A 19,977-nucleotide genomic window follows, 5' to 3' on the forward strand; every position below is an offset into this window, starting at 1 on the left:
ATGAATATGATAGCTAATAATATATCTGTTATTTTAAATGGTAACCACATATTAAAAGGAATTACTTCCAAAGTTCATAAAGGAGAATTTGTTGGTTTAATAGGTCCTAATGGAAGTGGTAAATCAACCTTACTAAAGACTATTTATAGAGCTATAAAACCTAAGGCTGGGTGGATTACACTTGATGAAAAGAAGATTTTTGATATTCCTTTAAAAGAAACAGCAAAACAGATGGCAGTTGTAAGGCAGTTTAACAATTTTAATTTTGATTTTAGTGTTGAAGAAATCGTTATGATGGGGCGTGCACCTCACAAAAAAATGCTTGAACTTGATAATGTTAAAGACTATGAAATAGTATACGAGGCGCTAAAAAAAGTGGATATGCAGGATTATGCAAAGCGGTCTTTTTCAACGCTATCTGGTGGTGAAAAGCAACGTATAATGGTGGCTCGAGCTTTAGCTCAGAAAGCAAAATTTCTTATTTTAGATGAACCAACAAATCATTTAGATATAAAATATCAACTTCAACTTCTAGATTTAATAAAGTCTTTGGGCTTAGAAGTATTTGCTGCTTTACATGATTTAAATTTGGCAGCAATGTATTGTAATAGGATATATGTAATAAAAGAAGGAAAAATTGTAGCCGAAGGTAAACCAAAAGAAGTTATTACTGAAAAACTTCTTAAAGAGGTTTTCGAAGTGAATGCAGAGATTAGACAACATTCTTTAACAGGACAGTTAAATATAATATACTTACCAAAGCATTATGAAAATATTTTAAAACAAAACTGACAAATGAAACGGCAAGGTAACTTTTCATTTGTCAGTTTTGGCTAGGAATGAGTCAAAAAGAACCGTCCCCTCGACTCAAAAAGAACCGTCCCCTCGACTCATATTTAAAATAAAAAGATATGTATTATTTTTTCTTTTTACATTAAAAACTTGATTTTCTTTCAAATAGTAGTTTTGAGAAAAATCAAATATATATTTATTATAATTTTTATCATAGATAACTTTTTTATTTTTTAAAAAAACAATTTTTTTTAAGTGGTCTCTATATAATCCTGTTCTATCTATATTTAATATGTATTCAAAAAATGTTGTGTTTGCAGAAATCCATTTGACACCAACTGTACTGTAAATTTCCCCATTTGAACTATATGGCTCAAAAATATATATTTCATCCCAATCAAAAGGAATAACTTTACTTAATTCAATTTCAGAATTATTTTTTAAGTATGGTTGGACTAATTTTTCCAAATCCATTTCGATGATGTTATTTACCTGCAAACTTTTATACGAGATAATTTTAAATGTTATAAATCCTGATATTAGAACAATACTTACAATTAGAGTAATAAATAATTTATTTTTAAGCCTCATATTCATCTCCTATTTTTAAAAATTCTCTTGAAATATCATCTATAAAAATAATTTGATTTTGAACAGAGGCCATATCATTACAGCCTCTATCCTATTTTTACTATTACTTTTTACCAAGTGTATCTGTTTTAACAAGATAAGTACCTTTGAAATTATCGCCTGCAAATCTCCTCATATTCCCTCCATCAACAGCTTCTTGAATCAAGTCTATAATCAAACCAGTTCTGGCATAGGTAGGAGCTCTATCTATTCTGCTTTTATTATCTACGTATACATCTCTTCCTTTTTTATTATTATAAATATCCATATAACTTTCTAATCCCTCATTTGGTACACCTTCTTCATGTGCATCAGCAAATTTTTTGGCATAACTCACTGTTGTATAACTTGACATTAAACAATTCCAAAGAGAATGTCTAAAAGCATCTCCATTTCCATTATGTAATCCGTAACTATATCTTCTTTCTGACATATCAATTGCTGTTTGTGCTGCTAGAAGAGCTTGCAATCCGTAATATGGATTTGAATTAAATACTTCTTTTTCTGGATCACTTAAAGCTACCTTATCTGTTGGCAAATAATCTGAATAATCTATACTTTGTATTCTTATTCTATTAGCAGCAAAATTTTTATCATATTTTTTCATAGCTTTTCTTAACATGTCATTAATATCATCTAAAGATGCATTTGGATTTTTAACTTTATATTCTTCTACAAGGTTTAAATAGAATTTAGCATAATTATTAAATTCCATATCTTTATTTTTCATTTGTGCAAAACTTACTATATTTGCAGTTAATACAAGGCATACAACTAGCATTAAACTTATAATTTTTTTTATAAACTTTTTTATCATGAAGTACACCCTCCTTAATAATTCATGCTTTGTACAAAGCTAAGAAGTATTTTTTTACGTCGACAACCACATTATAACATAAATAAATTGAAAAAAATGTTATTTTTTGTCATGTATTAAAGTTTTATAATTGTTAATATTACCATTTTTTGAAATTTAAATAAAAAAAGATCAGGGTTGAAAACTTAAATTAACATGATATAATTTAACTTTTCAACCCTGACCCTTTCTTCATATTTTTATGCAGATTCAGTATATGATTTTATTCTTTTTACTTTCAGATTTCCATTTTCCCCTATATAGAATTTAACTTTAATTGGAGTTGATATTTGGTCGCATTTTATATTAAAGTCTTTCAAGATATTTAAAATATCATAATTGTATCTATAAAATTTAACATCTTTATAATTTTTTATATACATATATTCAAAACAATCTACCTCAAATCGGAAAATTTCCCTAATATATTCTGTTTTTTCGTTAAAATCCATGCTATATAGAAATTTATTTATAATTTTTATCATTTCCCACATAAGCTCATAGGAAGTCATACTAGAGAAAAAGTAATTGTCAGTATTGAAAATATTATTAAACTTATCATAGTTAATTCTTCTAAAATCTATAAATAGCTTTAACAAATCTTGGTTATAATGGTCTAGCAATAACTTAAATGTACTTTTTAAATATCTACGCAAGTTAATATAAAATGATGTAATAAACCTATCTAAATATAATAATTCCCTTCTAACTTCTGTCTCAAAATTAAAGAACTGTGAAAAAATATCGGGATTTTGCTCAATCATTTCCTTACATTCTTGTATATTAATTGAATCAACTATATCTGAATTATAATCCATAAAATACAAATTATCTTTTACAGTATTATATATTTCTGTTCCTACTAAAACTGTATAAAAATGCAACTGAATATTACTAATTCCACTTTCTACTCCTTTTTGTATAATATCTAATGTTTGTCTTACATCATCAATTCTTTCATTAGGAAAACCATAAATAAATGACAGTGTTACATCAATATTATGTCTTTTTAATATTTCTAATTTTTCCCATAGAGTATCCAAGTTTAAATTTTTCTTAATTTCATTTTGCATTCTTTGTGACCCAGTTTCAATACCCAAATAAATTTTCTTACAACCCGATGTCTTCATTCTTTCTACTATTTCGTCATCCAAAGTATCAATTCTAGCACTACAGCTCCATTCAATGTTTAACTTCTGATTTATAAGCATATTACAGAATTCAATTATCTTCCCCTTATTTGCTGTGAATAAATCATGTATCATGTCAAATTTTTTTTTATGATATTTTTCTTTCAAAATTTTTATTTCTCTAATTAGTCGCTCGGGACTTTTAAGTCTAAATCTACGTTTCCAAAAGGTTTTGGTAGAACAGTATGTACATTCAAAGGGACAACCTCTCCCAGCATCAATAGCTATACTGTTGTAATCTTCAATTGGAACAAGTGAATAATTTATATAGGGTAATTCATCTAGGTTATGTATTAGTTTAGGTTCCACATTGCATTTTATTGTACCTTTTTCCCTATAGGCAATTCCAGGAATATCTTTTAATTCTTTATTTTCCTTTATTGCTTGGATAATTTTGCTAATAGTTTTTTCTCCTTCTCCTATTCCAATAACATCGACCCAAGGAAAAGCTTTCAGAGATATCTCAGAAGTTAATGAAGCCTGAGGCCCGCCAAACAAGACTTTTATATTTTTTCTTCTATCTTTAATATATTTTGATAATATTAGAGAATTATGGTATGAGTTGCACATAGTATAAAAGCATACAATAGACGGCTGTTTTTTAAGTATATAATCTCCCATTATCGAAATATTTTCTTTAGTAGAGCATCCCGTCTCCAATAGCCCATGTACAAATAGGTGATTAAAATCAATAATCTCTACATCATAATCTTCATTTTTAAGAACAGTAGCTAAGCTTAAAATACCTATTGGTATTTGTAAATGACTTTTATATTTATCAATTGAATTAATAAAGATAATCTTAAACATCTACTTTTTCACCTCTATTCATAAAAGCCTAGGTCAGGTCTTTCAGTAAAAAAGAGAGACATGCTATATTTTTTTCCTTTTCCAGTCTTCCCACATTTTTTTATGAACTCACATAAATCTTTTATTTTTTCTAGCAATTCGGTATGTTCTTCCTCTGAAATATTTATTGTACTAAGCTGCATTTTAGTTCCAGGTTTATCTATGGTTTCACTTAAAATAATATCTACAATTCTAGTCGTTTCCCCAGCAATATATTGTATTTTTTCATTTGATTTCATTTTTAATATTTCATCATGTATTTCATCAATTTTATCTAGATTAACATAATAGTAATTTTCTATATATAATTCTGATGTCCGAACTTCCTCTTTACAAATATATTGTTTTTCCAAAAGTCTATTTAGTAGGCTAGCAGTTTCAATATTTGTAATATTTAATTTTTGGGAAATATCTTCAGGTCGCATTTTATAATTTTCCAGCATTTCAATTAATTTTATTACAATATAATCAGGCACATCAATTACCCCTTTCATACTAGTTATGAAAAACTTTGTGATAATAACTTTATTACTGATTCTTCGTCAAAATCACCAGTAGCAGCAAAGGCTAGATTATTTTTATTAAATACTGCATTAGCTGCATGTAAAATTTTCTTGCTATTGATATTTAAAACTTCATCCTTATAATCATAATAGGTGAATATTTTTCCTAGTATATAATACCTTCCAATAAAATTTATAAGTGATGAGGGCTTATCTAATTCAATCGCAAGCTTAGTTAGATAACGTTGAGAGGTTTGATATATTTCTTGGTTGGAAACATCCTCATATCTTAAAAGCTCAATTTCCTTTATCAAATTTTCCATCATGGGAATTAAATATTCTTTCTTAACTGCCGAAGAAATAACAAAAGCTCCAGCTGGTGCAAAGGAATAACTTTTACAGTTAATTGAATATATGTATTTGTTTTTAACCCGTAGGTTTTTATACAATCTAGAATTAATCCCATCGGAGAGTAGCAATCCTATAAATTCCAAAACTCTGCTCTGTGGATTATAAAAATTAACGCCATCAAATCCTAAAGATATATATACAATTTCATCTTGATTTCTTTTTGTTGAGATTCTAGGTCCTCTTTTTACTAAAATACTGTTATCATCAAATCCGTCACTTCTATTTTCCCATTTAGAAAAATACTCTTTAATAATGTTAATCGGCCATAGGCTGTTATTAAAATTTCCAATAATTACTAAAAATGTATTAGGAGGAACTATTTTTTCCTTAAAGAAGTCTTCAATTTCTTCAAAGGTAATTCTATCAATCACATCCTTCTTTCCAATAACAGGTAATGCTATTGAGTGCTCGTCCCATAAAGCATATAAGCAGTTTTGTAAAGTTTGGTTCTTACTGAGAACTTCGATTTCATTCTTAACTATCTTTTTCTCTCTTTCAAAGGTGGATTCAGATAAAGGTAAGGTTACTATATTAAATAACGCCTCTATTGAAGATTTAAATCGTTCTTTATCATTCATGGTGGCGATATTATAGCATGTAAATTCTTTAGTCGTAGCTGCATTTATCTTTGCTCCATAGTCATTTATTTTTTCCTGCAAAACCTCTCCCTCTTTTGTTCTAGCCAAATCTATTAAATTATGTTCCAGTAAATGGGATATTCCATTATTGCCTTTATCTTCATTCTGAGCCCCTTGCTTAATCCATAAAGAAGCTGTAATCGTTTTAACATATGGAATATCGTGAATAATTATTTTAAATCCATTTTCAAGTGTAGAAATAAAATAATCCAAACTAGACTCCCCCCTCTACATATTAAAGTCTATTTGATAATCTTTTTAAAAAACTCATTTTTTAAAGTAGTGAAAATATCATCCCAAAATTTTTTATCAGCCATTTCAATTCCAATAATTGATAATAAATTTGGGGTTGAGTTATTACAACCACTAGATAAAAGCTCCTTATACTTTTTTACAAAATTTTTCCCCCTTTGCATGTTTAAATAATAAACAGCTACTGACAACATATTAGCTAAACTATAGGAATACATATAGAAAGGATCCTTAAAAATATGGGGATATATCATCCAATAGTAATATACTTCCTTAGATAGATGGACTGAATCTCCATACACCCTATTCCATTCTTTTATATATAGTTCACATAATTCTTCAAAGCTGAGAAACCCATTTTTTACTATTTCTTTATGGGCATTGATTTCAAACCTTGTAATTAAATTCATAGTGAATATTGGCAAAATGAAATTTTCTAATTTAGTTATAAGCAATTTATTTTTATCTTCTTCATATAAATAATTATTTAATCTATCTATAACTAACAATTCACAAAAGCCCGCAGCTGTTTCGGATATAACTAGAGACGGAGAATAATTGAGGTAATTTTCTCTTGAACAAAATGTTTTATGTATCCCATGTCCTAATTCATGTGCAAGGGTTATTACATCCTCTACTTTACCGTTAAAATTAACAGATATATAGGGCTTATAATCAGGCAATGCTGAAAAACAAAAAGCTCCTTTTCTTTTATCATCTGTTATAGAGCTGTCTATTCTCTTTTCTACGAAAAAAGCTTTAGCTATATTTCCAAATTCGTTATCAAACTGGTAAAATGTCTCTAATAAAATTTCTTCTGCCTCTTTTATTGAATACCTTTCTTGTAGTTTTTTTAGAGAAGCTGTTGTATCCCAATGCTCCATCTTATAACCTAAAATTTTTGATTTCCAATCATAATAATTTTGCACTAAACCGTTATAATCTGTAATAATTTCTATTGCCATTTTTACTATATAATCTTCAATATTGTTTTCTGAATTTTTAATACTTATTGGCGATTTAAATCTCTTTATCTGCCTTTGAATGTTATTACACTGAACCATATTATTATAAATATTGGTAATTAGCCAGTCATCTTGCTTATATCTATCTATAAAACCCTGTTTAGCAGATTTTCTTATATTTCGATTTGTATCTTTAAATAAGGGTACTATTTCAGGAAAAGACAATTTTTTAGTTTTTCCATTTATATTAATTGAATATTTATATCGATTTGTTATTTGGGAATATAACTCACCAGCAGCCTTCATAGCATATACTTTTACTTGACTAAGAATATTTTCCATATCCTTTGATACTGTATGCTGCTTTTCTAAATATATCTTCTCAATATAGTATTTATACTTTTTATAGGAGGTCCTTTTCATTGCTTCCTTTATCTTTTCATCTAACTGTAAAGTAAAAAATCTTTTGATTTTTTCATTATACAAACGCACTTTTTCAATCTTTTTTTTACAAAGATTATATAATTTTTCACAATCCGAATCCTTCATATGTGTTGAATATAATAGATAAATTACTTGATATACACTACTTGCCCTCTCACATATTTCTTCGTATTTTTCTATCCATGCTATAATTTCTTGTGAATTTTTGATTATATCCAAAGATTCAGTTTTATGACTATATACATTATCTATTTCTTCTAGGTCCTCTAAACAGCCTTGTAGCTCTAATAAAAGCTCATACTTTCTATTTAAAAGTTCATCCTTACTCAATTCCCAATATATCACTACCATCACCTGCATTTATATAATATTTTCTATCTTCAAGAAAAATTTGATTATCAGCATATATTACTTTCCCCTTATTACTATCAAAAACCATATCTAGATGTATTTGTGAAACATTATTCTTCCCACATTCTGGATAGGAGGAGCCTAAAGCAATATGCCCCGTTCCTCCCATCTTCTCATCGAAAATTATATTTCCAATATACTGATGTATTTTGTGGTTTGTACCAAATCCAATCTCTCCAAGATAACATGCACCATTATCAATACTTATAATTTTTTCAAAGGCTTCATTGTTAGAACACTTAAATTCTATTAGTCTGCCCTCTTTAAAAAATAGCTCCAACTCCTTAATTTCAATTCCATTGTATATAATAGGATAGTCAATAAAAATCCTGCCATTTACTGATTCTTTAATAGGTGCAGTAAAAACCTCGCCATCGGGAATATTTATTTTTCCACTACCATTTATCCACTTTCCCCCCTGAACCTCCATAACTAAATCAGTTTTTTTACCTTTTATTCTTATTTCTTTAATATTATCTAAAAACGAAATTATTTTATTGTTAAAAGCCTCTAGTTTCCTATATTCTAGTAAAAAATTCTCCTCATTAAGAAAGCAATATTCATTGTATAATGATTTGAAATGACTATCTGGCATTTTACTATATTGTGCATATGATGTTGTTGGATACAGTACAGTAGTACAAAACAACTTCTTTTCCTTTATATGATTCAAATATGTTTCAATATAGGAATGTTTTCCACTATAAAAAGCCTGCAGTTTTTCCTTATTTTGATTGCTTCTAAAGAATAGATTTTTATCTGATATGAAATTTATCATTTTATTAAACTTTGTAAGATTAGCACTTAAATAGGACGATAGAAACTTTATCTGGGCAGATGAACCATAAAAAATTATGATATCTTCCAATTCTGGGTGTTTAATGTCAAAGGCTACATAGGCCTTCTTATCAAGAACCATCGATAATATATTGGGAAGTAAGTCCTTAATTTCACTTGTTCCACAAATTAAAACCCTATCTCCCTCCTGAACCTCTAAACAATATTCAATCAAAAGCTTTGATAACTTATCATGCTTAAGCATATATCTATTCCCTTCCCTTAGTTATATATTAATGCACACTTTTCTAACTTTAATATAATATTTGAATATAAAGAATTAAAATCATCATTATAAATTTTAATACTGAAATAAAATTAGTACTCCTTTTCAATCATATCATTAGACGTTTTTATAACCTTGATTTTTTTCAAATTCATAAGACTGTTTGGGATAATAATTAGTATAATACAAATGATAATTGTAAGTTGATAATTATAATCCAATAATTTAGCTAATAAAGTTAATGATATTAGTACAGCACTATATGTAATAGACTGAAAAACTCCTGCAATCCTACCAACAAATTGTTGTTCAATATCTTTAACTGAATAACTCTCAATATAGGTATGAGAAAATATGTTACCCATACAAATAATGCCTACTGACACAAGGGCTAAATAGAAATTCCTTGACAGTAGTAAAAATATCCACCCTGAAATAATAACAATTCCCCCATATAACAAGTTCCTTTTGTTGAAATTTTCATCCTTTAATTTTCCTACTATATATGCTCCTACTATTGACCCGAATCCAATTACACTAAAAATAAATCCTATACCCGTTTCTCCATAGTTATATATTTTAATTGCAAGAATGCTAGGCAGGATATTTAATATACCGCCACTTATAGTATAAAACACCTTATATAATGATAATATCCTAAGCTTTACACTTTTCTTGATATAATTAAACCCCTCTTTTTGCATTTCGATAAAATTATTTCTTTCTTTATCTTTCTTATTATCCTCTTTATATTTGATTAGCAGAACAAAAATTAGAGATATAAAAAAGGTTAGAGAATTAGAATATACTATGTACTTAAAACCTAAAAATGCAAATACTATTCCTCCTGTTGCAGAGCCAAGTATAACAGTTAACTCGTAGAGGATTCTGAGCTTTGAAAAGGCGTTGGATATATCCTTGCTAGGAAGTATTTTTGTAATCACTGAATATCTCGAAGTTGTGAAAAAAGCTCCGCATATGGAATTAATTAATGTGATAATATAAAGTATATATATATATTGGGCTGAAGTTACCAATAATGCAAATAACGTTACCAAGCCTCGGATTACATCAGTACAAATCATTAATCTTTTTGCATTATACCTATCACTAATACCTCCCCCTACTATGGAGAATAATGCCGATGGTATTAAGCTCAAAATCATTACTAGGGATAAAGCAATTGCAGACTTAGTGTATGTGTATATTGTTGCACTAATTGCAATCGTATAAAACCAATTTCCTATATCGGATACCCCCTGGGCGCACCCTATTAATATAAAATCCCTGTTTTTAAGAAGGGCATTGTTTGTAAGACTCTTTATCATATAAACCTCTCCTCGTTAATTTTAGGATAAAGGCGTCTTCGGTGCTTTGTGATTGAAGGTTGTAGATTATTAGGTCATACTTTTAGTTCCAGATAAAAGCATCTAATGACGCCCTGTATAATTTTCTATTTTATACTAGCAAATATTTGAATTAATATTAGTTCTTTCTTTATTTGTTACAGCACCTATCACCCTTTCTAATGCACTGCATAACACATCAATATCTTCCTTTGAATTGTAAATATGAAAACAAAAACGTAAACAATTTTTTTCTCTAAAGGTTCTGCATATACATTCTGATTCTTCTAATTTTTTTCTAAGATATTCCACATCAATTTCTTTTGGAAAATATATAAATACCATTCCATTATTTTGATAAACTGTTCCTTCTTCAATTCCCTTAAGTTTCACGGCTTTTTGAGCAAAATATTCCGCCAATTCCTCTATTGTTTGATATATCCTTTGTATCTCTATACCTTTCATAAGATTAAGATTATTTAAAATAGCACTGTACATTGAAAAATTAAAGGATGAATTCTCTATTCTCATGGCCTTTGATTTTAAAACTATATCATTATCCGTTGTTATTTCTCCACCTATACTGCTTAAGGTTATGGGACAAAGCTGTTCAATCTGTCTATCTCCTATATAAACCATTCCTGTCCCCATAGGTCCTAACATCCATTTATGAAAGGGAAATATATAAAAATCAACGTTCTCTAATCCAATTAAATCAATTTGCCCTACTGCCTGAGCTCCATCAATCATTATTTTTATATTTTCTCTGTTTTCAACTTCACGACAAAGCCTTATAATATCATGCTCTACTCCTGTACTACATTCAATATGGCTTACAAAAACCATCTTGACCTTATCATTCATTACAGAATTGATTTCATTTATCAAATTACTAGAATTTACAACCCTTATTTTAACTCCGAATTTTTTCTGCAAAGCCAAAAAAGGAAGTATCCCATCAATGTATTCGTTGTTCCCAATAATCACCTCATCTCCATCATTCCAATGGAATGAAGCTAATATTGTACCAATACCTACATTAGTGCTTTGAACATATGCTAAATTATCATAGTTTACATTTAGAAATGTACCCATTTCTTTTTTTACATCATAATAAACTGATATTAACCTTTCACAAATCTTCTTTCCCGTAGGATTACTTGATTCATCCTCCATATTTTTATGTATTTTTTTTATACTTGAACGTGGAATAATCCCAACTGACCCGCAGTTAAAATATCTCTTCTTAAATTTAAATTCATTATACAGCATACTTTTATATCCCCCCTCCTTTCCCTTTATATGATAGATATACAGCTTTTAATACAATCTAACATTGTTACGACTGCTAACTGTTAACAGCAAGCTCATAGGATAAGTCTATGAATTTAAAAAATAATAAATTTTTATAAAGATTTATCTATAATATATATTTTGCTTTTATAAACTTTGTCGTCAGTTCCTTAATTTCTTTATATTTACAAAGTTTCTTTGTTATATCTCCTGTCTTCACATATGCTTCATACCTGCACCCGCCAGCACATAATGAAACAATTGGACAATCTAGGCATGATTTCCAAATATTTAAGTTGTTAAAAAATTCTTCTTGACCATTTCTGACTTTTTCAAATATATTTCCTATAGCAAATTGCTCATATCCTACTAACATCAAACACCTATATATATATCCATTAGGAACAATATATTCATTGCTACTTGAATAAATTCTACACATATCGCATATAGAACCCTGTAAAACCTCTATTCCCTTTTTGAAGGCATATTCTATAACCTTTCCCAGATTATCAATATTTTTGCTCTGCTTAGTATATTGCCTATTTTCTAAAGTATCCATTATACTTCTTAGTTTTAATTTAATTAATTTTCTATCATTTATTTTTTCCGCCAACTCATCTATGAAGCTATATAATTCTTTTTCTTCTCCAACCTTATAATTGCTCCGTATGACAAAGGGGATTTCAGTCATGAAAGCATTGATATTATCAATTATAAGTTCATAGGAATTATCTCCATTTTTAAGGCGGCGTAGCCTATCATGTTTTTCTTTAACCCCGTCTAATGTTACTTGAATACCTACACAATTATTTTGTTTTAGAAAATTAATGATTCTTCTATTTAGTAAAGACCCATTTGTAATCACCGTAATTTCATAGTCTATATTATATTTGCCTAATACCTTTTTTTGAAATTGTTCAAAAAATAATTTTATAAAATTAAATCTGATTAACGGTTCTCCTCCAGTAAAAGCAATTCTTATTTTAGTTTTTTTATCATATTCTATTTTCTGAATTATCCTATCTATTAAGCATCCTATATGTTTCTTCTCCATGGATTCTTTCGCTACGTGACTTTCAAAGCAGTATTCACACTTCATATTACATTCATAGGTCGGTAATACCGTTAAGTTATAGGTTTTTGATATATTGGATAAGCCCTTATAAACATATTCCTTCTCATCATAATCATCCCTGACAATATATCCTTTTTCCCATAATCCTTTTAGTTTTTCAGAATTTCTTTTTTGCTTTATTAGCATTTCTTGCTTAGGAGTTATCAAAACCTTAGAACCATTAATCGTATTGTATAATATTTGTCCTCCTTTTTTCCCTGTATTTTCGATAGCTAACACATAATTTGGTATTTTCAATTCAATACCTCCATTATATATATAATATAATATTATATTATATATATAATGTTATTTCAATATTTTAAAAAATTGTAAAACAATGTTATTATTTGTAGTGAATATATGTATTTACTTTTTCGAATTATTATGTTATTATTATGTTTAATAGTTATATTATTCCATAAATTGATTAATATTAGATATTATCCATATATATTCCTAATTATCATATTAACACCATTTTCTTATCAGATTTCAATTTCGTAGAATCTTCTTTGATTATGTTAGAGAAATTGTATACATATACATATATAAATTTATCTATACTAACATAATCATTTGTATTCTACGGTCAACTAATATATTCACTTAGGAGGTGTTTTAGTGAGCGACGCTAAAAAAATTAAAAAGCAGGAAGAAGTATCTGAAGAATCTTCATTAAACGAAGAGGTGGAAATTGACAAAGCAAATGCAGACGAAGAATCTTGTGTTCATGTTCATCTTAGCTAATTATAATTAAATTCCTCAAAAGCAAAAACAGTCCTTCTATATGGAAGGGCTGTTTTTTGTGAGATTTACATGTAAATATTATTGATATTACCTCGATTTTACATATATAATATAGATACGTATTATTCTATTTGAAAAATTTGTTAAAATATTAAGATGTTTTTTGAAAAGATGTATTATAATAATATTATAGTGAATATTATAAATTATTCTATAAGGGGTATAATATGAAGGTCTTAATTAATATAAAATATACTTATCTTACTATTATTATCACAATTATTGCTATAGTAATAACTTTAATACTCAACATATCTATATATCTAGGGCTTCTTGTGGGACTCATAACAGCTTCTATTATTGCCTTTAAAAATAAGTATTCATTAAAAGAAGTCTTTACTATGATAATCGTGGGTATTAAAGGCGCTTTAATAGTTGTAGTTATGATGGCTCTAATAGGTATACTTATAAGTATATGGATGGCCTGTGGAACGATTCCAACTATGATTTTTTATGGCTTTAAATATTTATCCAATACAAATATTATTTTAGCTGCATTTCTTGCAAGTTCAGCTGTTTCTATGGTAATGGGAACTGCTTTAGGTGCAATAAGTACAATTGGTACTGTCTTTTTAAGCTTATCAGTGGGTTTAGGTATACCTTTAACTCCATTGGTTGGTGCAATTGTATCTGGTTCATATCTCGGAGATCGTACATCTCCCATGTCAAGTAGTGTAAATTTAGCAGCAGCTATTACTGAAACCAATGTAATTGATAATATAAAGCATATGATAGCAACAACTTTGCCAGTATTTTTTATTAGCACATTATTATATTGGTTTATCGGAAATAAACTTGTAAGCAATACTTATGATTTCACTAAAATAGAGGCTTTTGAAAAACTTTTATTTTCAAATTTTAAAATCTCACTTGTTTCATTGATACCACCTTTACTTATTCTAATTTCTGTTGTTTTACTAAAAACATCAATAGTTAAAAGTATTATCTTAGGACTAGCTGCAAGCATCTTCATTTTTCTGGTTCGGAATGGAGCTTCTTTTAGAGATATCATAAATATAGGAATATTAGGGTATTATCCCGAAAACAAACAACTTACTGAGATAATGTCTGGCGGTGGTTTTGTATCAATGAAAAATGTACTATTAGTTATAGTGGTATCGACAGGCTTAAATGGGGTTTTAGAGGGTACACAAATGATAACTCCTGTAATTGAGAATTTTACCAATAATATAAAGGATGTAAAAAATTTAATTCATAAAACTGCTTTACTTTGTATAGCTATATGTGCCATAACTTGCAGCCAAGCTATTACCACTATAATTCCAGGACAGTATCTAAAAAGAATCTATGGCAAACTGTCTATTTCTAGGAACACATTAGTGCGTACTATTTCTGACGCAGGAATTGTCATCGTTGCCCTTATTCCGTGGAATATTAATGCTATTTTAGTTTCATCCATAATGAAGGTTCCAACATTACATTATTTTCCATATGCTTTCTTGTGTTATATTTTCCCGGTATTAACATTTATTTACCCATATTTTAATATAATTAGAGTAAAATATGATAACAATATAGCTTCATCACCTTTCAATTTTAAAAAAAGCTATGATAGAAAAAAATGACTTAAAATCCTCATTAGTTATGACCTTTTTAATGTTACTAATCAGAATACTGTACAGCTTACTTTAATAACTCTATCTTAATTATAAAAAACAGCTTAAATCTTTAAATATTAACATAATAAAAAAGGGGCCAGAGTTGAAAATTGTAGGTTATAAGTTTTCAAATCATCCTTCTAAATATTAAAAACTTAATTCCTTTGGAGGTTACTAATAATGTCATATAAAAGAAATACCTGGTTTCGTCTTGACAATGCTGGTAAGCTGTATCCTTCTATAATGTCTTCAAGAGTAAGTACATTATTTAGGCTTTCTGCTACATTAACTGAAATAGTTAATCCTCAGATTTTACAGAAGGCCCTTGATAATCTAATGCCAAGATTTCCATATTTTCAGGTAAACCTTAGATGTGGAATCTTTTGGTATTATTTTGTACATACAGATAAATTACCACAAATTGAAAAAGAAACCTTTTATCCATGTATGAGTATGGAAGTGAAAAAGAAGGGTAAATTCCCTTTTAGGGTTTTATATTATAATAAGAGAATATCAGTAGAATTCTCCCATGCCATAACGGATGGCACTGGTGCATCTATTTTTCTTAAATCGCTAATTGTAGAATATTTTAGATTGAAAGGAATCAAAATAAAGCAATCTGAAGGTTTTTTTAATTATGCGGAAAAACCTGATAATGAAGAATATGAAGACGCTTTCAAAAAGTATTATAATAAGAAAATTCCAAAACTTCCTAGAAAAGATAAAGCTTTCCAGTTTCCTTTTCCTCTTGAATCTAAGGGTATATATCATATCGTCACAGGCATAATACCTGTTAAAAACATATTGAAAAAAGCAAAGGAATTTAATGTCACATTAACAGAATTTCTTTTAGCGATTTATTTTCAATCAATTTTAGAAGTAATATATTCTTTGCCATCTAATAAAAGAAATAAATTGCTAAAACCAATAGTACTTAACGTTCCTGTAAACCTAAGGGGGATATATCCATCTAAAACAATGCGTAATTTTTTCATAAGCATAACACCTAAGATAGATCCTAGACTAGGTGTCTATAGTTTTGAAGAAATAATTAAATACGTCCATCATTTTATGAAGGTAGAAGTTGATAAAAAATACATAAATCAACAAATAACAATGAATGTAAAAAGTGAATTATCTATCATACTTAGGTTGTTCCCTTTGGTATTAAAGAATATGATTATGCCTATAATATATAATGTTTTTGCCGAGAGCCGATATACCAGTGGCTTCTCAAATATAGGGAAAATCACCATGCCACAGGAGATAGAGGACTACATTGAGAGGTTTGAGTTATATCCTCCTCCCAGTCAAGGCAATATTATAAAGGTAGCTGCTGTCAGCTATAGGGATAAGCTGTATATATCCTTTGGTAAACTAACAAAGAATAAGATTGTAGAAAAGATTTTCTTTAGAAAAATTAGAAAAATGAATATACCAGTTAAAATCGAAACTAATTAAGGAGTGAAATTTAATGCCTTATTGTTCAAAATGTGGTGTTGAGGTTGACTATAATATCAAAAAATGTCCTTTATGTGATTTTCCTATTCCTCCAATAGAGCCTGAAGAAAAAGAAGAAGATAGATTCCCTTCACCTCAAAATAGTTATCCTAACAAGGTCAAAAAACGAAAGCGAAGGGCATTTATAATAATTTCAGTAATTCTTTTAACTACTATTGAGCTTATGCTATTTCAAAATTTTTCAATTGAAGGTAAATTGACGTGGTCAAAATACAGTGTAGTTAGTATAGTTGCAAGCTGGATTTATTTATTCTTTTTATTTAGATTCATACCTAGATTTAGAATTTCAGTAATTGGAATCAGTATTACAACTATAATTTTTTTATATATTTTAGATATTTTAAATGGAAGATTGGACTGGTTTATATTAATTGGACTACCATGTACCATTATGGGTGCATTAACTACAATCATATTCGCATATCTATTTAAAAAATCCAAAAGAAAAGGACTTAACATCGTATCCTATATTCTTATGGGTTTAACTTTATATTGTATAGTAATCGAAGTTTTTATATCACTACATATAAGGCACTTTGTAACTCTATATTGGTCCATAATCGTTGCATTGGCTTTACTTCCAATATCAATTTTATTTCTTTATTTGCATTATGGATTGCCTGAGAAATATAAAATTAAGCTAGAAAGGAAGTTCCATATATAATATCATCAGCCTATTCTATTACAGGATTTAGACTCGCAACATAGGGCTTAATATCCAATACTGGAGTTTGGTCTAACATATCGACACCTTGGATCTCTAGTTTACATCCATCTATACTTTTGAGCTTTACGATAGTTACACCTACTGGGTTTGGACGTCTAGGCGATCTGGTGGCAAAAACTCCTTTTTTTTCTTTACTCCATGGGGTCGTGGTCATTAAATCATAGTCCTTAGACTTATGAAAATAAAATTGTACAATAATGTGTGAATAATTATCCAGATCCTTAAGCCCTTCTTTATATTCCTCCATAATCTCTATAATAGCTGTTTTATCTTTAGCATGTGTACTTTGAGGAGGAATTTCTTCAAGCCTTTTAAATGGAGATGAAATGAATCCAATTGGCTTTAGTATAATACCACTCATAATTATCATCCTTTACATATTTTTTATATAAATTGAACGTCAAAACAGTCTATAAAAATTACTCCAATAAAATATTAAAACTCCTTAAAGTATCTTAGAAAGCAAAAATTTTATTCGCTAACTAGGCAAGTTAATTTAGCTAAAACAAACATTACATCAATAGTATATATCAGAAAATTCAATGTCCATTACTTCTACATTACGTTTTTTGTTAAACCTGCTTGCTTCTGTTGCATCATTTTTCTGTGGAACAAGCTTAACAGGTAATTCAATAATAAATTCTGTTCCTTCACCATACTTACTTTTTAAAGAAATCTTGCCATCATGCATTTCTACAAAAGCTTTAACTAAACATAAACCAATTCCACTTCCTTCAGCTTGTCTAGTTAAGTATGAATCGACCTGCCTAAATCGTTCAAAAACTTGTTCTTGTTTATCTTCTGGAATCCCTATACCAGTATCTTTTATAGAAATAATGATTTTTTCATCTTCATCGTAAATATTTACTTCTATCAAATCATTTGGTTTCGTAAATTTAATAGCATTTGAAATTAAATTTAAAATAATCCTTTCAATCTTATCTGGATCAAATGCCATTATCTTTTCCTCTATTTCTGTATCAAAAACGATTTTCTTTGATTTACTCTTCACATACTCAACAGTTGATAACGTAATATCTTCAATGATGGCTACAATATTTCCATTTTGCAGATTCAAGTTTATAAAGCCCGAATCTATTTTGGTTAAATCAAGCATATTATTTATCAGTCTTAGCAGTCTAAAGCAATTTTGCTTTATTATGCCCACATGCTTATTGAATTTTTCCATATTAGGTTTTAAGTCCTCTTCTTTAAGATTAAGTTCCATCAATTGTGTTGTGGAGTAAATTATATTCAGTGGAGTTTTAAATTCATGAGATATATTAGAAAAAAACTCTGTTTTTAAATTAGAATATTCTATTTCTTCTTCCAATTGCTTTCTATTCTTTTCCACATCTTTATTCCATCTTAGCATAGGTATGGCTATAAATTGTCCGCCCTTTAGGGATATTATTGCAATAATCAATATTCCTAAAACTGCAAGCTTCAATAATTTATTAGTCTTTTTTATAATGGGTTCATATATATATTCATTCGGTATAATAGTTACTAATTTCCAATTGTCTGTATCTGGGATAGTACTAAAATATGCATTTGAACTAATTCCATTAAAAGCATATTCTAAATGCCCTTCATCGTTTCCTAAAATATATCGTCCGTACTGCACAAAATCTTTATTTATTATTTTAGAGACCTTAGTTATATTTTCATTTATAATGAAATTTTTATTTGGATGGCAAACAATATATCCATTTTTATCTATGATATATGAATATGAATCCTTATGCTTTACTCTATATATTTTTATCATTTTGTTTAAAGGTTCTATATTAGCTATACCACCTATTATACCAATTATTTTTCCATCGTTGTTCCATACTGGCACTGTTATTGTACCCTTTAAATCCCCATTGTCTTCTGAAACAAATAAATTAGTTATACATTTTTCGCCCTTCATTGTCCTTTTAAAATATTCTTCATAACCTATATTACTATTTTTTTCATTGGTACTATACATATTTCCTAGACTATCTACTATAAACAAAGTCTCAAATCTTTTAGTTGATTTCACCCTATCCTTTGAAGAATTACTAATATTTGATATACTCACTTCCTTTTTAAAGTATTCCTTTATTTTTTCACAATCCATACCTTTAATCAAGGGATGTTGTGCATAGCTATTTAGTAAATTATATCTCCCACTAATATATCCTGCAACTCCTCTAGAATACATTTTAGAATTATGCAAAAAATTATCTTCCATCATTTCCAACATCATTTTTTCTGAAAAATTACTTGAAAAGTAAATAAATATTCCAGTCAATATAGTACAAATCAAAACCGTAAAAGCTAGTACTCGTTTAATTATTTTAATATAATAGTAATCTTTATTGTGCATCACCTTACCTCCTCTAAAGTATTAAATTCTTCATACAATTCCATTTTCCTCCATAAATCGATATTTTTTTATCTTTTATTCTGTAGAGTCAAGGGGACGGTTCTTTTTGATTCACCACCAAAAAAAGACAAACGAACCGTCCCCTTGTCTTACTAAAGCAAGAACAAAAACTTCTAGTGAG

At 28.4% G+C, this 19,977-nt stretch carries 17 protein-coding genes; 5 read left to right on the forward strand and 12 right to left on the reverse strand.

The window, feature by feature from the left end:
• The gene (locus BUB36_RS09680) at positions 1 to 792 is read left to right on the forward strand and encodes an ABC transporter ATP-binding protein (protein WP_073149426.1); all 792 of its coding nucleotides are present in this window, start codon (positions 1 to 3) and stop codon (positions 790 to 792) included.
• Between the two features lie 75 nt (positions 793 to 867).
• Here BUB36_RS09680 and BUB36_RS09685 read toward each other — a convergent pair whose 3' ends face one another.
• The 10 genes from BUB36_RS09685 to BUB36_RS09730 all read right to left on the reverse strand — a co-directional run bounded on the left by BUB36_RS09685 (position 868) and on the right by BUB36_RS09730 (position 13,018).
• Entirely contained in the window at positions 868 to 1,383 is a 516-nt protein-coding gene (locus BUB36_RS09685) for a hypothetical protein (protein ID WP_073149428.1), read from the reverse strand.
• Between the two features lie 103 nt (positions 1,384 to 1,486).
• The gene (locus BUB36_RS09690; RefSeq protein WP_073149430.1) at positions 1,487 to 2,239 is read right to left on the reverse strand and encodes a DUF6973 domain-containing protein; all 753 of its coding nucleotides are present in this window, start codon (positions 2,237 to 2,239) and stop codon (positions 1,487 to 1,489) included.
• A 239-nt stretch (positions 2,240 to 2,478) separates the two neighbouring features.
• Positions 2,479 to 4,278, reverse strand: coding sequence for a B12-binding domain-containing radical SAM protein (locus tag BUB36_RS09695; RefSeq protein ID WP_073149432.1), 1,800 nt, complete (start codon positions 4,276 to 4,278; stop codon positions 2,479 to 2,481).
• 14 nt (positions 4,279 to 4,292) lie between these two features.
• Positions 4,293 to 4,793 (reverse strand): hypothetical protein, encoded by a 501-nt coding sequence (locus BUB36_RS09700; RefSeq protein WP_073149434.1) that lies wholly within the window; start codon positions 4,791 to 4,793, stop codon positions 4,293 to 4,295.
• A gap of 23 nt (positions 4,794 to 4,816) precedes the next feature.
• Positions 4,817 to 6,082: a M16 family metallopeptidase gene (locus BUB36_RS09705; protein WP_073149436.1), complete on the reverse strand. Its 1,266-nt coding sequence runs from the start codon at positions 6,080 to 6,082 to the stop codon at positions 4,817 to 4,819.
• Between the two features lie 29 nt (positions 6,083 to 6,111).
• Complete coding sequence (locus BUB36_RS09710) at positions 6,112 to 7,860, reverse strand: M3 family metallopeptidase (RefSeq protein WP_165613065.1); 1,749 nt, start codon at positions 7,858 to 7,860, stop codon at positions 6,112 to 6,114.
• Entirely contained in the window at positions 7,853 to 8,983 is a 1,131-nt protein-coding gene (locus tag BUB36_RS09715; protein ID WP_073149438.1) for an aminopeptidase, read from the reverse strand. Before BUB36_RS09715 ends, BUB36_RS09710 begins: the two co-directional genes overlap by 8 nt.
• Before the next feature lie 113 nt (positions 8,984 to 9,096).
• Positions 9,097 to 10,332: an MFS transporter gene (locus tag BUB36_RS09720; RefSeq protein ID WP_073149440.1), complete on the reverse strand. Its 1,236-nt coding sequence runs from the start codon at positions 10,330 to 10,332 to the stop codon at positions 9,097 to 9,099.
• Positions 10,333 to 10,467: 135 nt separating this feature from the next.
• Positions 10,468 to 11,622, reverse strand: coding sequence for an aminotransferase class V-fold PLP-dependent enzyme (locus tag BUB36_RS09725; RefSeq protein WP_073149442.1), 1,155 nt, complete (start codon positions 11,620 to 11,622; stop codon positions 10,468 to 10,470).
• Between the two features lie 148 nt (positions 11,623 to 11,770).
• Positions 11,771 to 13,018 carry a radical SAM/SPASM domain-containing protein gene (locus BUB36_RS09730; RefSeq protein ID WP_073149444.1) on the reverse strand — a complete coding sequence of 416 codons (1,248 nt, stop codon included), beginning with the start codon at positions 13,016 to 13,018 and terminating at the stop codon, positions 11,771 to 11,773.
• Between the two features lie 366 nt (positions 13,019 to 13,384).
• Between BUB36_RS09730 and BUB36_RS20370 the strand changes: the two genes are divergently transcribed.
• The 4 genes from BUB36_RS20370 to BUB36_RS09745 all read left to right on the forward strand — a co-directional run bounded on the left by BUB36_RS20370 (position 13,385) and on the right by BUB36_RS09745 (position 17,374).
• Positions 13,385 to 13,510 (forward strand): hypothetical protein, encoded by a 126-nt coding sequence (locus BUB36_RS20370; protein WP_278247817.1) that lies wholly within the window; start codon positions 13,385 to 13,387, stop codon positions 13,508 to 13,510.
• A gap of 227 nt (positions 13,511 to 13,737) precedes the next feature.
• Positions 13,738 to 15,156 (forward strand): Na+/H+ antiporter NhaC family protein, encoded by a 1,419-nt coding sequence (locus tag BUB36_RS09735; RefSeq protein WP_073149446.1) that lies wholly within the window; start codon positions 13,738 to 13,740, stop codon positions 15,154 to 15,156.
• A gap of 213 nt (positions 15,157 to 15,369) precedes the next feature.
• A complete protein-coding gene (locus BUB36_RS09740) occupies positions 15,370 to 16,650 on the forward strand; it encodes a hypothetical protein (RefSeq protein ID WP_073149448.1) in 1,281 nt (426 codons plus the stop codon).
• Between the two features lie 13 nt (positions 16,651 to 16,663).
• On the forward strand, positions 16,664 to 17,374 hold the full coding sequence (locus BUB36_RS09745; RefSeq protein ID WP_073149449.1) for a DUF6320 domain-containing protein: 711 nt from the start codon (positions 16,664 to 16,666) through the stop codon (positions 17,372 to 17,374).
• Between the two features lie 10 nt (positions 17,375 to 17,384).
• On the opposite strand, the gene tsaA is transcribed toward BUB36_RS09745, so the two are convergent.
• Together tsaA and BUB36_RS09755 are read right to left on the reverse strand one after the other, a co-directional pair.
• On the reverse strand, positions 17,385 to 17,798 hold the full coding sequence (gene tsaA / locus BUB36_RS09750) for a tRNA (N6-threonylcarbamoyladenosine(37)-N6)-methyltransferase TrmO (protein WP_073149451.1): 414 nt from the start codon (positions 17,796 to 17,798) through the stop codon (positions 17,385 to 17,387).
• A 156-nt stretch (positions 17,799 to 17,954) separates the two neighbouring features.
• On the reverse strand, positions 17,955 to 19,796 hold the full coding sequence (locus BUB36_RS09755) for a sensor histidine kinase (RefSeq protein ID WP_073149453.1): 1,842 nt from the start codon (positions 19,794 to 19,796) through the stop codon (positions 17,955 to 17,957).
• Positions 19,797 to 19,977 lie beyond the last annotated feature (181 nt).

The organism is Paramaledivibacter caminithermalis DSM 15212 (assembly GCF_900142245.1).
GTDB classification, from domain to species: Bacteria; Bacillota; Clostridia; order Peptostreptococcales; family Caminicellaceae; genus Paramaledivibacter; species Paramaledivibacter caminithermalis.

Excerpts from the sequence above, each read along its gene's own strand:
- BUB36_RS09680 (WP_073149426.1), top strand. The coding sequence starts at position 1 with ATGAATATGATAGCTAATAATATATCTGTTATTTTAAATGGTAACCAC.
- BUB36_RS09685 (WP_073149428.1), bottom strand. The coding sequence starts at position 1,383 with ATGAGGCTTAAAAATAAATTATTTATTACTCTAATTGTAAGTATTGTT.
- BUB36_RS09690 (WP_073149430.1), bottom strand. The coding sequence starts at position 2,239 with ATGATAAAAAAGTTTATAAAAAAAATTATAAGTTTAATGCTAGTTGTA.
- BUB36_RS09695 (WP_073149432.1), bottom strand. The coding sequence starts at position 4,278 with ATGTTTAAGATTATCTTTATTAATTCAATTGATAAATATAAAAGTCAT.
- BUB36_RS09715 (WP_073149438.1), bottom strand. The coding sequence starts at position 8,983 with ATGCTTAAGCATGATAAGTTATCAAAGCTTTTGATTGAATATTGTTTA.
- BUB36_RS09720 (WP_073149440.1), bottom strand. The coding sequence starts at position 10,332 with ATGATAAAGAGTCTTACAAACAATGCCCTTCTTAAAAACAGGGATTTT.
- BUB36_RS09725 (WP_073149442.1), bottom strand. The coding sequence starts at position 11,622 with ATGCTGTATAATGAATTTAAATTTAAGAAGAGATATTTTAACTGCGGG.
- BUB36_RS09735 (WP_073149446.1), top strand. The coding sequence starts at position 13,738 with ATGAAGGTCTTAATTAATATAAAATATACTTATCTTACTATTATTATC.
- BUB36_RS09740 (WP_073149448.1), top strand. The coding sequence starts at position 15,370 with ATGTCATATAAAAGAAATACCTGGTTTCGTCTTGACAATGCTGGTAAG.
- BUB36_RS09745 (WP_073149449.1), top strand. The coding sequence starts at position 16,664 with ATGCCTTATTGTTCAAAATGTGGTGTTGAGGTTGACTATAATATCAAA.
- tsaA (WP_073149451.1), bottom strand. The coding sequence starts at position 17,798 with ATGAGTGGTATTATACTAAAGCCAATTGGATTCATTTCATCTCCATTT.
- BUB36_RS09755 (WP_073149453.1), bottom strand. The coding sequence starts at position 19,796 with ATGCACAATAAAGATTACTATTATATTAAAATAATTAAACGAGTACTA.